This is a genomic window from Klebsiella sp. JB_Kp031 (assembly GCF_040064295.1).
Taxonomy (GTDB): domain Bacteria; phylum Pseudomonadota; class Gammaproteobacteria; order Enterobacterales; family Enterobacteriaceae; genus Klebsiella; species Klebsiella quasipneumoniae.
On record NZ_JBEAJW010000023.1, the window covers coordinates 140,168 to 154,783 of the forward strand.

Annotated in this window: 6 protein-coding genes; 2 read left to right on the plus strand and 4 right to left on the minus strand. The window is 51.8% G+C overall.

The window, feature by feature from the left end:
• Window positions 1-7: 7 nt before the first annotated feature.
• Window positions 8-3,163: an SGNH/GDSL hydrolase family protein gene (locus tag ABLV64_RS08765; protein WP_348851553.1), complete on the minus strand. Its 3,156-nt coding sequence runs from the start codon at window positions 3,161-3,163 to the stop codon at window positions 8-10.
• Window positions 3,164-3,254: 91 nt separating this feature from the next.
• On the opposite strand from ABLV64_RS08765, the gene ABLV64_RS08770 reads away from it, so the two are divergent.
• Window positions 3,255-3,854: a recombinase family protein gene (locus ABLV64_RS08770; protein WP_348843371.1), complete on the plus strand. Its 600-nt coding sequence runs from the start codon at window positions 3,255-3,257 to the stop codon at window positions 3,852-3,854.
• Between the two features lie 131 nt (window positions 3,855-3,985).
• Here ABLV64_RS08770 and lpxP read toward each other — a convergent pair whose 3' ends face one another.
• Together lpxP and ABLV64_RS08780 are read right to left on the minus strand one after the other, a co-directional pair.
• On the minus strand, window positions 3,986-4,894 hold the full coding sequence (gene lpxP / locus ABLV64_RS08775; RefSeq protein ID WP_348843370.1) for a kdo(2)-lipid IV(A) palmitoleoyltransferase: 909 nt from the start codon (window positions 4,892-4,894) through the stop codon (window positions 3,986-3,988).
• A 201-nt stretch (window positions 4,895-5,095) separates the two neighbouring features.
• Window positions 5,096-5,368: a hypothetical protein gene (locus ABLV64_RS08780; protein WP_205837583.1), complete on the minus strand. Its 273-nt coding sequence runs from the start codon at window positions 5,366-5,368 to the stop codon at window positions 5,096-5,098.
• A gap of 409 nt (window positions 5,369-5,777) precedes the next feature.
• Between ABLV64_RS08780 and ABLV64_RS08785 the strand changes: the two genes are divergently transcribed.
• Window positions 5,778-6,011 (plus strand): hypothetical protein, encoded by a 234-nt coding sequence (locus ABLV64_RS08785; protein WP_004132711.1) that lies wholly within the window; start codon window positions 5,778-5,780, stop codon window positions 6,009-6,011.
• A 13-nt stretch (window positions 6,012-6,024) separates the two neighbouring features.
• Here the strand turns inward: ABLV64_RS08785 and ABLV64_RS08790 are convergent, their stop codons facing one another.
• On the minus strand, window positions 6,025-14,613 hold the full coding sequence (locus ABLV64_RS08790; RefSeq protein ID WP_348843369.1) for a glucoamylase family protein: 8,589 nt from the start codon (window positions 14,611-14,613) through the stop codon (window positions 6,025-6,027).
• Window positions 14,614-14,616 lie beyond the last annotated feature (3 nt).

The window sequence follows — 14,616 nt, forward strand, 5'->3', positions numbered from 1 at the left end:
TCTAATTTCACTTGAAGAATATCGGCAGGGCCAGCGCCCGCGCGATTGCTCCAGCAATGGCATACCCTCCCGTTGATGGGTCAGGGTGTAACCCATCCCCTATCATCCATGGTCTGTCTGATCCAGCTGCGTACTCTTCGTGTTTCTGACCGAAGGACGCCTGCAGGTTCAGAAAGGCCACATCACGATCATCCCGCGCAATCTTATACATCACCTCCGCGTAAGTGGACATGGGAATACTGTTTCCGCCGTCGCGGTTATTTTCCGCCGGGCAAATCAGCAAAATATCAGCCGTTGGCCGCACAGAACGAACCCGATCTATCATCGTGAGAATATTAGCCCGGAATGTTGCGGCAGAGAGCTGCGCGCCCTGGTCGTTCGTTCCCAGCATGATTGTTACGAGGTCGGCCCCGAGGTTATCAAAAGCATCAAGCCAGCGCTGATCCATTGCATTGACCCAGTGATTGGTATGAGAACCACTACCCCCCATTTTATGAACCAGGACACCCGACATGGTTTGATTGAGGATATTCGCTCCGTACAACGTCACCGGAGGAGTGATAACCGTAAACGTTACTGTTCCGCTACCGGTTGTTGGTAACGCCAGCGGGATAATTTGCATCCCGGCGGGATAAGCCGACAGGTCCATCGTGACGGGGTCAGCCATCCCGGTTGCCTGGCACTGAATAACACCAGATCCCCCCTCGGCAAACAGGAACGAATCAAAACCCAGCGCAAAATTCTGGCTGTATGAAATCGTTGCTCCGCTTGCACTCGCTGTCACAGACGAAATATCCGGGCCATGTCCTGTGTTGTAAGCGCAGGAAAATCCGGACTGTACGACTGATGTACCCATAACATCAGTATTATCGCCGTTAGGATCAAAACCAAACGAACGCCAGCCGTACCCGATGGGGGGTACCGTTGTGGCCGTGCCTGCACTATTGAAATAGCGCCAAAGGATTTGTGCCACTTTCAGCACATAACGTGGTGACGTTCTGGTGTAGCTGTCTCCCATCATCGCAACGATAAGACGCACAGCATCACCAAAAGACATTTTGGTCATCCGCATATGCGTTTCCCGAAGACGCTCAATACCAAAAACATCCGGGACCGCTTCTGATACAACTTCAGCGCCTTTCACTTTGACAGGCGTGCCGTCAGGCATTTCTGACAGGTAATAAAATGCATATTCCTCGAATGCAGTGGCGCTGTCTCCTTTCTCAACCTGGGATTCTACATACCGATCCGAGCCAAATGTAATTCTCACATAGGCAATTTCCGAGTCAGTAACGAACGAAGTCAGTGCCTGAGTGGAAGATGCATCCGTACGGATAAACGTTTTACTGGCGTTATAAAACGTAATGAACCTGGCGCCGACACGAAGTACGTAAGCCGTGCTGAATTCAACGGGAATATAATCTGAGTACACGTAACGTGAGTCGGGGGATATAACAGTGCCCGATTCATTAATATACCCTGATTGCACGGTCGCCCTGTTAAACAGGTTTTTCCCCAGTACTATCAGTCCATGCTTTACAAAATCAATATCGAGCTGGTCTGCGTCAACAATATCTCCAGGAATTCGGATCTGAAAACCGTCAGGCAGTACTTTGCGCATGACATGCACATAGTCTTCAACGGGCGGCAGTACTGACGCTCTGGCGACAAACATCGCATCTTTGTTTGAAAGAAGAGTGGTTATTCTCACATACGCTGCCGATGCAGGCGCAGTGACAACATTAACTGCTGAAACCGACGAAAGATGTTTTTTGTCCGAGTCGTAGAAGTTAATGAAGCGCATCGACCGGCTTGAATTCAGAACATCACCCGCCGACACTTTAATGTATTCCGAGGTGATGTATACGGACCCACTGGCTGCCGGAACCGGGAACCATGCACCGAACTCATTGATATAACCATCAACCACCTTGTTCTTATTGAACAGGTTCGTACCGGGGCCGTAGAGGTCTGTTTCCGTCAGGGCTTTTACCGGTTCAGAAAAGACTACTGGCACACCTGAATATTCCGATGGGGCCTTTGATTTAAACGGCTCAAATTCGGTGGCCTTATTATTCCTTTCCACCATGGTAACAGACGCCACGACAGCAGGAATTTCTATCCGCATATACGCGGCATTTGACGGTAATGTCAGCGGATTGACAGGTTTTGTTGAATAGGACGAATCATACTGGCGGCTGATAAACACGCCTTTCGCATCATAGTATATAGCTGCTTTCCACGGATGATCGACACAATAAGGCTGAGTCGGGTCAACAGGGATGTATCCCGATACGGTCATGCTGGTATCAGAGTCTGTAAGAATTGTGCCGATACTGGAAAGATGCACGCCGGGCATAGCGTCGGCAGGATTGAATAAGTTTTTACCTGCAGTAAAGCCCAGCGTTCGATAGGAGTTTGTCGGCGCCCCTTTGATATTATCCCGCAGTACTGCCTGATATGCCCGATAGGGCATTTCGCCAGCACCAAACGTTACCTGATAGGTGTCGATGTTTACCAGCGGTACCGAAACAATAAAATAGGCAGTACCGGCAGGCGCTGTAAATGCAGTAACAGATGAGAGATCAGACAGATAATTGTCGTTACCATCAAAAAATGTCACTACACGAGTCAGAAGCCTGGAAGTATAAGCTCCCCCGGCCACGGCAGAGATCTTTTCTGAATAGCAGTACTCAGGATTTTCCCTGGGGATCCCCGTTCCCTCAAACAGATAGAACCCGGAGATCACCGCTCCCTTGTTGAACAGGTTCATGCCGGGGCCAACAAGACTGGGGATAATCCCTTCTACGGTTTTCTGTGAAACCATACGGCGCCCGGTAGGCTGCAGCGTCCCGCCAACGTTCATCACCTCGATTGCGAGCGCACTGTTATCCGGGCTGCGGTAATACGTGGTCGAGCCCACCGGAATATTCGCGATATCCGCCTGCGCAGTTGCCAGCGTCTGGTATTGCTTATTGAGCGGGATAAGGTTCTGCCTAACCTCATCGTTTTTCGCCATCATCTGGCGCCAGGTATCGAGCGGTTCACCTGCGCGGTCGTTAACCGTTCCGGCCGGACCGTTAACCAGCTCGTCAGCGCGCTTGACGTTATCCAGGAATATTTCAGGCGTCGTCGTTCCCAAAGGCGGGTTAAGTTCGGCCATGTTTTTTGCTCCAAAAAGAGGCTTCGCCCAAACGAGGGTTTGAGCGAATGGCCGCTGCTTTTTACAATCAGCTATTTCAAGGAGTTAGATAGTGCTGATTGGCTATGCGAGGGTATCAACCGGTGATCAAAACCTCGATTTACAGAAAAACGCGCTGATCCGCGCAGAATGTGAGCTGGTTTTCGAGGATATGGCCAGCGGGAAAAATTCCCGGCGGCCAGGGTTAAAGCGCGCCTTACGGCGGCTGCGACCTGGTGATGTGCTGGTGGTCTGGAAACTTGACCGGCTGGGCCGCAGCGTGCGCGATCTGATTACGCTCGTGTCAGAGCTGCAGGCGCGCGGGGTGAATTTCCGCAGCCTGACCGACAGCATCGATACCAGTACGCCAGCAGGCCGCTTTTTCTTCCACGTCATGAGCGCCCTGGCAGAAATGGAGCGCGAGCTGATCGTCGAGCGAACCCGCGCCGGTTTAGCCGCAGCGAGGGAGCAGGGGAGAGTAGGCGGACGCCGCCGGGTAATGACTGAAGAAGTGGTGGAGCGGTGCCGCAGAATGCTGGAGAACGGCGCTACCCGACAACAGATCGCAGATGTGATAGGGGTGGGAGTGAAGACGATTTACAAATATCTCCCTGTAGCACTTACTCGGGAACCTCTTTGTAGAAAATTGCAGGGATTATCGGAGATAGTTTGAAGACTACTATGAAATTCCCCGAAAAACATTGCCTCATTCTTATAAACTTAAGGATTTCAAAGTGATAAAGCCTGCTGCTGTTAAAAAGTAGTCAGCAAGATAGATTCATGGTACATGACAAGTAGAATGGTTCAATTATATAAAGAGGCTTCGCCGTCGGGACGCGTTTTGAACCTGCGATGCATCCACAGGTATTGCTCAGGGGCACGGAGAATTTCACGCTCGATAATCTTGTTTACATAAGCCGCTGCGGCGACCTTGTCCTCCCCTGGATAGCCTGACAGCGGATTGCTGATATACATGTGATAACCTTTTTTATCGCTACGTCGAATCATGCTAAGTGTGAGCAAGTCTGCACCAGCGAGTTTTGACAGAGCATACGTTCCGTTCGTCGTGGCTGCTTTTTTTACCGAGAAAAAAGGTGCAAAAACGCTTCCCTTAGACCCATAATCCTGGTCTGGTGCAAACCACACGGCTTCACCAGCTTTTAGCGCATGAACAAAACCGGATAAATTACGTCGATTAATCATCGCCTTATTTGAACGCATACGCCCTTTTGTCTGTACCCATTCCATTAATGGATTATTGTGTGGACGATACGTTGCCATCATAGGATGGCATAACCCCATTACTCTTCCACACAATTCAAGGGACATAAAATGTATCCCGACAACCATTACCCCTCTGGTCGCACCGGTCAGGTTTTCAAGCCCTTCGACATCAAACCATTTTTTGACTCTCGCATCGCTCCAGAACCAGGCCATTCCTGTTTCCATTAGTCCCAGCCCGAGAGAAACAAAGTTTTTATTGACCATCTGGCTCCGGGCAAACGGTGTCATCTCGGGAAAGCACAGTTCGATATTTCTACTCGCAATCCCTTCCCGGCGTTTCAGAAAGGGTCTGGATATTTTTCCAAGACCAGAGCCCAGAGTATGTAAAACCGGGTAAGGAAGTTGAACGAGAAGCCACAGCAGACCCAAACCAGTCCAGGTAAGCCAGTAGCGGGGATGGAGTAAATTATGAGTAAAAGTCTGTGCCATAAATTTCCTTAATGCTAATGAAGGTTATAACGCAAAAGGAAAACAATGAAGCAATTCGTCTTGAGCGATACATTTTGTTTTAGACAATTTAAAGTCATCTAAATTCAGAAAAAATAACTTTGCAATGACTGGTAAAGAATTTAAAGAGTCAGGAATGAATTGTAAGCCAGCAAAGTTATTCTGTTATAAATCCATGTTTTATCATTGATACTCAAGAAATTGTCTTCTTGATTCATCATCATCAAGGTACTCAAAAGAAAGAAGCCGAATTTTGGTAAATTTATAAAACCACTCACAATCGTTTCGTTGAATAATTTCGCCTGGTTTGAAACATATCCCGGATGCCACCCGTATAATCGCATATTTACCATTACTAAACCTGACCCGGTGAATACAGAAAGGTTGACCGGCCTGCCCGTGACAGCTGTTTGACAGGATATGTCCTTCAATAAAAACAGTTTTTTTATATTTCATTATCATACCCTCGACAACTGCAGTACAGGAGAAATGTTGTCATTTCCCGACATCACTGACGTTAAGTGGCAGAAGCTGATCAGCCGCCGATACACCAGCATTCTGAAGGTCTGAAGAGCAGTCCGCAGGCAGGGCACTCAAGAACCGCATCTTTTCTTAGTTTACCTGCTTTTTGATCGGCTCTGTGTGCGCATGCCGGGCAGGCAACATGAACCGGTCTTTCTTTAAAATACCTGAGCCCATTTGTATAAGACATAAATAATTCTCTGAGGAATACAGTAATTATTATACACTTTAATATAAAAATAACTGGCATAAGTTATGTTAAGTTGTGTCTGAATCAGTATATCAGATATTGAAAATTGAACGTCTGATTTATGGTACACTACCCTTCCGTGAGAAATTTAAGATGAAATCAGAAGACACCCTTGACTGGTATCCGGCACAACTACCGCCAGTGAAAATTATTCTTGGCGAAGCCGTGCTGGCTGTGGGTAAACAGGGCCGGCCGATTAATACCCGCACCTTGCTGGAATACCTTCAGGTCATGCAGGACAAACAAAAAAGGCGGGATGACAAAATCGCCATGCAGACTGCGATTGATGTTCTCAGGGATAATCAGCGCATTAACGGCAGACGTTAATGCACCTCCGGGCTCAGTGACAGTTCTGAATGATCTCAACCGTATGGTTTTGTCCATCATCCTTCAGCGGTATTCTGTCATCAGGGAGGAGAACACCATCCAGTGTCACGCAATATTCTGCATCGCCGCGTGAAACACTAATCTGATAATGGCTTTCACCATATTGATATGCCATAGAAAAAGACGACCACTCATCCGGTAACCGGGCATGAACACTAAACTCAGTGCCGGAACGTTTTATCCCCAGTAATTCCTCGGTAAGTAAACGCCAGGCCCAGCCTGCGGAACCGGTATACCAGCTCCACCCTGCACGTCCGGTATGGGGAGCGACGCTGTAGACATCAGCACTCATGACATAAGGCTCAGCTTTATAAATCCCGACAGAGTCCGCATTCAGGGTATGATTTATAGGGTTGAGCATTGACCAGAGTTGCCAGGCTCGTCCGGCATTCCCCATTCGGGCAAAGGCCATCACTGCCCAGATGGCGCCATGCGTATACTGCCCTCCGTTTTCCCGCACGCCTGGCAGGTACCCCTGTATGTAGCCCGGATTTGGACCGTGTCCGTCGAAAGGAGGCGTTAACAGTTTGATCAGCCCTCCTTCGTTATCCACAAGGTGCTTATCCAGCGCCTGCATGGCCTTTGCGCACCGTCCCGGGTTCGCGGCGCCGGACAATACAGACCAGCTCTGCGCAATCGCATCAATCCGGCAGTCCTGTGAGGTTTTCGATCCCAGGGGAGTACCATCGTCAAAATACCCGCGCCGGTACCATTCCCCATCCCAGGCGTGGGCTTCGAGATTACTTTGCAGGCGCAGAGCCTGTGAACGGCACATCGCGGCGACGCTTTCATCCAGCCTGCGCTCCGCCAGCGCTGCAAACCGCTGCAAAATGTCGTACAGGAAGAAGCCCAGCCAGACGCTTTCACCTTTGCCTTCGATACCCACCCGGTTCATCCCGTCATTCCAGTCACCAGCACCCATCAGCGGCAGGCCATGCTCCCCGAAGCGAAGTCCATAGTGTATAGCTTTGACGCAGTGTAACCAGAGTGTCTCTTCGGTGCCGCTGATGACCGGCGTGTCATAGACAGACTCTTCACCAGGCTGAAGCGAGCGTCCCTCCAGATAAGGAATGCGTATTTCCAGTGCATCCATATCCCCCGTCGTTTCAACATAGTAGCAAACAGCAAGCGGCAGCCAAAGATAGTCATCGGAACAGCGGGTACGCACACCGTTGCCGTGTGGCGGGTGCCACCAGTGCTGCACATCCCCCTCGATAAACTGCCGCGATGCGCAGAGTATTATCTGTTCACGCATCCGGTCCGGAGCAGCGTGGCTCAGAGCCAGCGTATCCTGCAGCTGATCGCGAAAACCAAATGCACCGCCAGACTGATAGTAGCCACTCCGGGCCATAAGACGGCAGGCGACCGTCTGATACAACAGCCAGCCATTAACCAGTAAATTTACGGACGTGTCGGGGGTGTTAACTACGATTTTATCGAGAACATTGTGCCAGTGATTATGAATCCGGTTCAGCTCCTGGCGGACCGTATCCTCGTTCATGTAGCGGGCCAGCATCTCCTGAGCACAAACATCATTCTCCTCTGCGCCGAGGATAAAAATAAACGTCCTCTGGTCCCCGTCAATTAATGTAACCGCCGATTGCACCGCTCCGCAGGGATCCAGACCGGCCCCCGTCTTACCAGAAAGCTTTTGCAGTTTCATGGCCGAAGGGGCGTGAAGGGAACCATTACGGCCAATAAACTCCCGGCGGTCCCCTGTCAGAGAACAGTCATTACCGCTGACGGCAAAAAATGCAGTTCGGCCGCCACCATTATCACCATAAAAGTTATTCGCAAGTATCCCGCAGCCGCCGGGCGTTCTGGCCACATGTGTCACAATGTGAGGGGCTGAGCGCGTTCGTGTTTCTCCGAGCGTCCACTCTACATAGCCTGTGACGGAAAGTTGACGTGTCCGTCCCGAAGAGTTACTGAGCGTCAGGAGCACCAGTTTAACCGGATCTTCTTCAGCAACCAGGACCGTCAACTCGCTGTCTATACCACTCTCACGATGGGCAAAAACGCTGTAGCCAAAACCATGGCGGGTCAGGTAATCACCGTGTCCGCGAACAGGTAAAGCCGTCGGCGACCAGCACTCCCCGCTCTCTTCATCGCGCAGGTAAAATGCTTCGCCGCTGCGATCGCTCACCGGATCGTTCTCCCACGGCGTCAACCGGTATTCATGGGCATTCTCATACCAGGTATAGGCCTGCCCTGCCTCTGAGATCACACTGCCAAAACGAGAATTTGCCAGTATGTTCGACCAGGGAGCCGGTGTAAGCGCATTTTCCCGAAGGACGATCTGATATTCCCGCCCATCCAGAGAAAATCCACCGTACCCATTGAAATGGCATAACTGACTGGTATCAGGGCTCCAGTCCGTATGTTGATTACGCTCGCGCACAGCACGCGGAATGAATGCCCTTGCCGGCGATTTCAGCGTATGAATACGCTGGTTAAGCTGCTCATTAATACCCCCTGCGCGGTCATCAAGATAAAGACAGGCCACGCTCATCAAAAGCAACTTATCCTCAGCGGAGAGATGCTCACCGTTCCGGACAAAAAGCCCGCCCTTTTTATCCAGCAGACTGGCTTCAGACCCGGCATAAATTAACTCCATAATCTGATTTTGTAATCCCTGCTGGTAGCCGCCGGGGCTGTTATTCAGGATAACCAAATCAACATCCAGCCCTTTCTGTCTCCAGTAACGGTGTGCCTGAATCAGTGTGGTCACTGAGGTGATACTTTCCTCGCTGGTTATACTCAGCAGCACTATCGGCAGATCCCCTGAAATTGCCCAGCCCCACATTCCGGACTGGCCACGCCGGTTGCGGCCGATCGCCTGGCCTTCGGCGCGCAGCTCCTGGACAGGGTAAAGCACAGCGCTGGCGAGATTATTGAACAACGTGGCATCATCTTCACTGGCGTTCATCTGGCGCAATACCACCAGACTGTGAGACCAGGCCAGTTCAAAGACGCGATCGGCGATAGGGTAATCGCGATATTTCTCCAGCAACGCCAGGCTCTGCTGACGGGTCTCGCTGATGCCATAAATGATATCAATCGTAACCGGCTGCCCCGGCTGCAGAATGATGGCGTTGCGAATTGCCAGTATCGGATCCAGCACCGAGCCCGACGTGTTGCCTAGCATCCCTCCCGTCTCTATTGCCTGTGCATTCGCAGGGTTTCTGCCACGTCCAATAAACCTTGCCCTGTCCGTTTCAAACGACACGTTATGTCGGTTATCGCCGTGCACCACCATCATGTGAAACAGGCAAGGGCCCGGTTCATCCGGTGAGCGCGGGCGCCGGTGGCAAAGAATAGCGTCACGTTCAGGAGCAAGCTCAGTCTGAATAAACAAATTGCTGAATGCCGGGTGTGCCAGATCGCTGGCATCAGGTGCCAGTACCACTTCAGCATAGGTTGTCAGCTCCAGAGAGCGAGGCTTGCGACCACGATGAATCAGTGTGAGCCGTCGCAATTCAACATCATCCTCCGGAGAGATCACCACCTGAGTTTTGACGCTGAGTCCCCCTAAGCTGCGTCTGAATTCTGCCACCGCATCGGTGAACAACACTTCCTCGTCTTGTCCGCTGGTGTAGCCTGTCGGTTGCCAGGTATTGCTCCACACATCTCCCGTCTGGGTATCGCGGATGTAGCAGAATGCTCCCCAGTTATCACGGGTGGTATCACTGCGCCAGCGCGTTAGTGCAATATCATTCCAGCGACTGTAACCACCGCCGCCCGCGGTCAACATCAGATGATAATGGCCGTTGGACAGGAGTTGAATATCCGGGGCGGGGGTATCCACGCTATAGAAAATACGGGGTTCATAGCGAACGGGTTTGACCATGCCCTCATGAGATTCAAAATGACGGCGCGGACTGTACAGATCGACCGCATCCGGCACGCGCTCCTGTAACAGCAGACTCGCTGACAGGAATACCGTGCTGGACATAAAGCGTTCAGTCATGGGGGCGTCAAGCAGCACATGAGCCAGCGCCTGAAATGCCATACCCTGGTGATGCGCCATCCAGGACTGTACCACCGCATAGAGCTGACCGGTTGCAAGACGTGAGGGGGTATAGTCCAGCGCTTCATAAAAACCGTATTCTCCGCGTGCACCATTTTTTTGCAGCCTGAACAGGTTCTCACAGGCTCTCTGTGGGGAAACCATCAGCGCCAGCAGCGTGGCGTAAGGAGCAACAACCATGTCATCGGCAAGTCCCCTGCGCAGACCGAGCCCCGGTACGCCAAATGCCTGATACTGATAATTATGCTGAACATCAAAAGCATGATAGCCAGACTCTGAAACACCCCATGGTACCCCGCGTTCTTTCCCCCAGTGAATCTGGCGCATAACCGCCGACTGACTCATTTCATCGAGCAGGCTTCCGGGCCAGGTGGGCATCACCAGATTCGGCATCAGATATTCAAACATGGATCCGCTCCATGACATCAGGGCAGTTTCATTATCAATCGTGGTAAACAATCGACCCAGCGCGTACCAGCTTTTAAGAGGCAGCTGATTAGTCGCAATGGCAAGAAAACTGGTCAGGCGAATTTCAGACGGCAGGAGATCGTAGTGGCTCTTGTCAGGCATATTGGTGTCACAGTTATAACCGACGCTGAGCAGACTGGTTGCTTCACTGAACAGAAAGGCGAAATCCATCCGGGCATGCTCATCCAGCCGCTGTTCCAGTTCGGTGATAATATTGAGTCGCATTCGGGCCTGCTCCGTCACTGACGCCGGAGGCGTTCCTGTACCGGTTAATGTCGGACGGGCAAGCTCGCTCAGCGTCGGCAGCGTCTGTTCATTCCAGGATGCAGGCAACCAGCCAAGCAACAGAGACCACTCATGGCAAAGCTGAACCAGTTGATGCTCCAGATGTCCAGCCCAGCGCATCTGAAGAGGAGATCCCTGATGGCATGCGCTGGTCAGATGGTTGCACTGGGTGCGCATGCTTTTCAGTTCGCTGAAAAGCGCCTGCGGAGAGAGCGACACCGCGTTCAGGCAATGCTTGCGCAGCAGTCTCAGGCTGTCAGGTGGGTTCTTACCCCACTGTTTTTCCAGAATATCCAGCGTATCGTTCAGTCCTGTCAGTATCTGTTGGCTGCTTAAAACAGGCTGATGACGCATGGCGGACAGGCCTGCACGCAGGGTCAATAAATGCCCGGCCATATTGCCGCTGTCGACGCTGGAGATATAGCGTGGACTTAGGGGGACCAGCGTACGGGTGTCATACCAGTTGTAGAGATGGCCCCGGTAGTGCTCCATTTTATCCATCGTGTCGAGCGTGAGCGACACGCGCCGGAGCACCTCTCCGCCAGGCAGGTAGCCAAAGTCCCATGCCGTCAGGTTAGCCATAAGTGAAAGACCAATATTGGTAGGAGAGGTTCGGTGTGCCACCGTCGGTTGTGGTATTTCCTGATAATTATCAGGCGGAAGCCAGTTCTCTTTTGCTGTGGCAAATGTTTCAAAAAAAGCCCAGATTTCACGGCTTGTCTGGCGTAACAGCTGTTTTTGTTCCTGATTAGGCGAAAAAACCTTACGCACGGGCTGGCGACTCAGCCAGCTCATCAGCAGCGGTGCCACACACCATACCAAACCGATCGGTAACGCAATCCCCAGCAGCTGTGGGGCAAATTGTCCGGTCAGTATTGTCAGCGCCACGCCACCGGCAACGTTCAGCCACATCGCCTGATAAAAACGTGCAACAGTGGGTCTGGCCTGACTGCTGTCCTGGCTGTGGCTGACCCACTGGCTGAGGTGACGCCTGCTTATCCCCAGTCGCCATAGCGTCACGGCGATCGCTTTCAGCGAATATCCGGCTTCGTGCGGCAGTATCGCAAAATTAAGGCTGATACCTGACAGACGCTTTAGCGCGCCCGCCCCCACCAGTAACAGATGCGACTTCACGCGGCGACGCAGAGGTTTATGCAGAAGGTCGTGGCTAATGCAGAGGAGGGCTGGCAACAGCCATATCAGCAACAGTATGCCCAGCCAGTAAACCGGATTGGGTACCCAAAGCAGAGTGAAGAACAGCAATACCAGTAAGGAGGGGGCTACCAGGCTGCGACGCAGATTGTCGAGTAATTTCCAGTAAGAAAGCGCGGTCAGTGGATTCCGGGTACGGGTTCCATCGGCTTTTCTGACGTGTGGTTTCAGCCAGTTAAGCAGTTGCCAGTCACCCCGGATCCAGCGTGAACGGCGTGCAACGTCGGACAGATAATTATTAGGGTACTGTTCGTAGAGTAACACCTCACTCAGCAGACCCGAGCGCGCATAGCACCCTTCGAGAAGATCATGGCTGAGAACCAGATTTTCCGGGCAGGTATTGGCAGTGGCCTGCATAAAAATGTCAACATCGTAAATCCCTTTGCCCACAAACGATCCTTCCCCAAAGAGATCCTGATAGATATCCGAAGACATCATAGAATAAGGGTTATTACCCGGTATGCTGCTGCGCAGGGCGGCGTAACGCCCCTGACCGTTACGTGGTATCTCCTCCGCAAGACCGGGTTGTAAAATACCAAATCCTTTGACCACCCTCTGGCGTACCGGATCATACTCTGGCGTATTCAACGGATGGGCCATCGCCGCGACCAGTTTGTGAGCCGTATCGCGCGGCAACACCGTATCACTGTCCAGGGTAATGACGTATTTAATGTGATCCGGTAAAAGATGGGCCGGCATGTCTGCAACGCTGACGAATTGCGTTCCCGGATGGCGCAACCAGCTGTTCAGCAACGCCAGTTTTCCCCGCTTGCGTTCGTAGCCCATCCACATTCCTTCCGAGGGGTTCCATTCAGGCTGACGATGTAACAGATAAAAACGTGGTCGACCGGAGGGGTAGCGCCGATTCAGCGCCTGCGTATCAGCGATAGCCTGTCTGAGCAGCGCGTGACTTTCCGGCGAGGGTTCATTTTCAGAATCTGCAAAATCAGTGAGCAGCGCGAACCTGAGATTTTCGTTTTCATTCCCCAACCAGCAAACTTCAAGACTGGTGAGGAGCTGGCTGAAATTTTCGTGGCTGGTCAACATGCAGGGAATGACTAACATAGTGGCACTGTCAGCGGGAATACCGGCTGAAAAATCCATCCCCGGCAAGGGGCGAGGAACGCGAAAACGGGTGGTTGCGTCACTGAGTAAATCACTCATTAACTGAGTTAAAGCGATAACCAGAGGTAATATCACCGCGATTAACAACCAACCTGCGCCCTGCATGGCAGTTTCGTGCAATATTGCCGCGGTCGCTGCGGTTGTCAACAACGCCAGGCTGCCAAGCCATGACAGCAGGGTTATTCTGTTGAAACTGTGCCGCAAGCGTATGAGTCTTGAGGTGTCTGCCAGAAGATGTATATCCAGTGTCTGTCGACCTTCGCCGGCGAGATAATAACCAATATGATGTTCCGGTGTATTGGGGGCTTTTTCCTCTGAAAGCGCCAGCACCCTGTCAGCAACCTCAGGCTCGCTGAGCCCACTGTCTCTGGCCAGGACCTCAACTACGTGCCGGTAATGATCCCGGGTATTGAAGTGCATCCGGGGATAGATACCGGCAGGATCATTGCTTAATGCCTGTTCGACGACGCTTATCGTTTCGGCGAAATCAGCCCAGTCCGTTTCACCCAGTAATCGCAGGCCTGCGATGCTGTTACTGATAGACAGCTGGCTGGCGGCAAGCTGTTGATTGAAGTTATTTATGAGAATGTCAGTGGTGACTCCCTGTTCCCGAAGGCACTGATCAACCCAGGTAAGAGGTAACGACAGCGCGTTGCCGTGCCCCTGCAGACGCCGCACCAGTTCTGCGACAAACGCGCTGGATAACGGAGGACGGGAGCGCGCCAAATCGGCAACCACCATAATTAAATCACCAGGCGCACTCTCTGCACATTCGAAAATCCTGGTTATCCACGTATCTGCCAGGTTTCTGTCCTGTTGCGCTTTTATCACTTCCATACTGATACGACGAAGATTTTCAATCAGCGCCAGGCGAAGCATTCCCGGTAATGCCCAGATTTCACCTAGTGTCAGCGGCGTCACCTGTTGATAGGCAGCGAGATAGCTGGTCAGACTGGTGGCATCCCAGCGGCCATCACCGTGAGCAATGGCCTCTGATGCGATATGATAAATTCTTGGGCAATTCAGCGGCGACATCAGCGACGGGAGACCTTTACCAAAACTTTTCGGCAAGTGCTGGCGGACGGTGCGGATTTGTTCCTCAATCAGATAATAATTGTCCAGCAACCACTCCCCGGCGGGCATGATACTGGTCTTTTTACCTGCATTAAGCTCATAGCAGTTTTGGGTGATAACGGCCTCATTGTCGCCAAGCCGTTTCAGAAGATAATAGGGATGTTTATCCGGTGATACTTTATGGGTCCGCGCCAGCTTCTGACCATAGCGTTCCATCTGGGCAGTCGAAAAGAGTTCTGACCGCGGAGTGCTTTCGCTTGCAGGATCGTTCGCCGAAAACGTTACGTTTTCGGCAGCATTCACCGGAATACGGGAGCGGTTAAACCACGCTCTGGGGTTCATTTTCATAGC

Excerpts from the sequence above, each read along its gene's own strand:
- lpxP (WP_348843370.1), bottom strand. The coding sequence starts at position 4,894 with ATGGCACAGACTTTTACTCATAATTTACTCCATCCCCGCTACTGGCTT.
- ABLV64_RS08765 (WP_348851553.1), bottom strand. The coding sequence starts at position 3,163 with ATGGCCGAACTTAACCCGCCTTTGGGAACGACGACGCCTGAAATATTC.
- ABLV64_RS08790 (WP_348843369.1), bottom strand. The coding sequence starts at position 14,613 with ATGAAAATGAACCCCAGAGCGTGGTTTAACCGCTCCCGTATTCCGGTG.
- ABLV64_RS08780 (WP_205837583.1), bottom strand. The coding sequence starts at position 5,368 with ATGAAATATAAAAAAACTGTTTTTATTGAAGGACATATCCTGTCAAAC.
- ABLV64_RS08785 (WP_004132711.1), top strand. The coding sequence starts at position 5,778 with ATGAAATCAGAAGACACCCTTGACTGGTATCCGGCACAACTACCGCCA.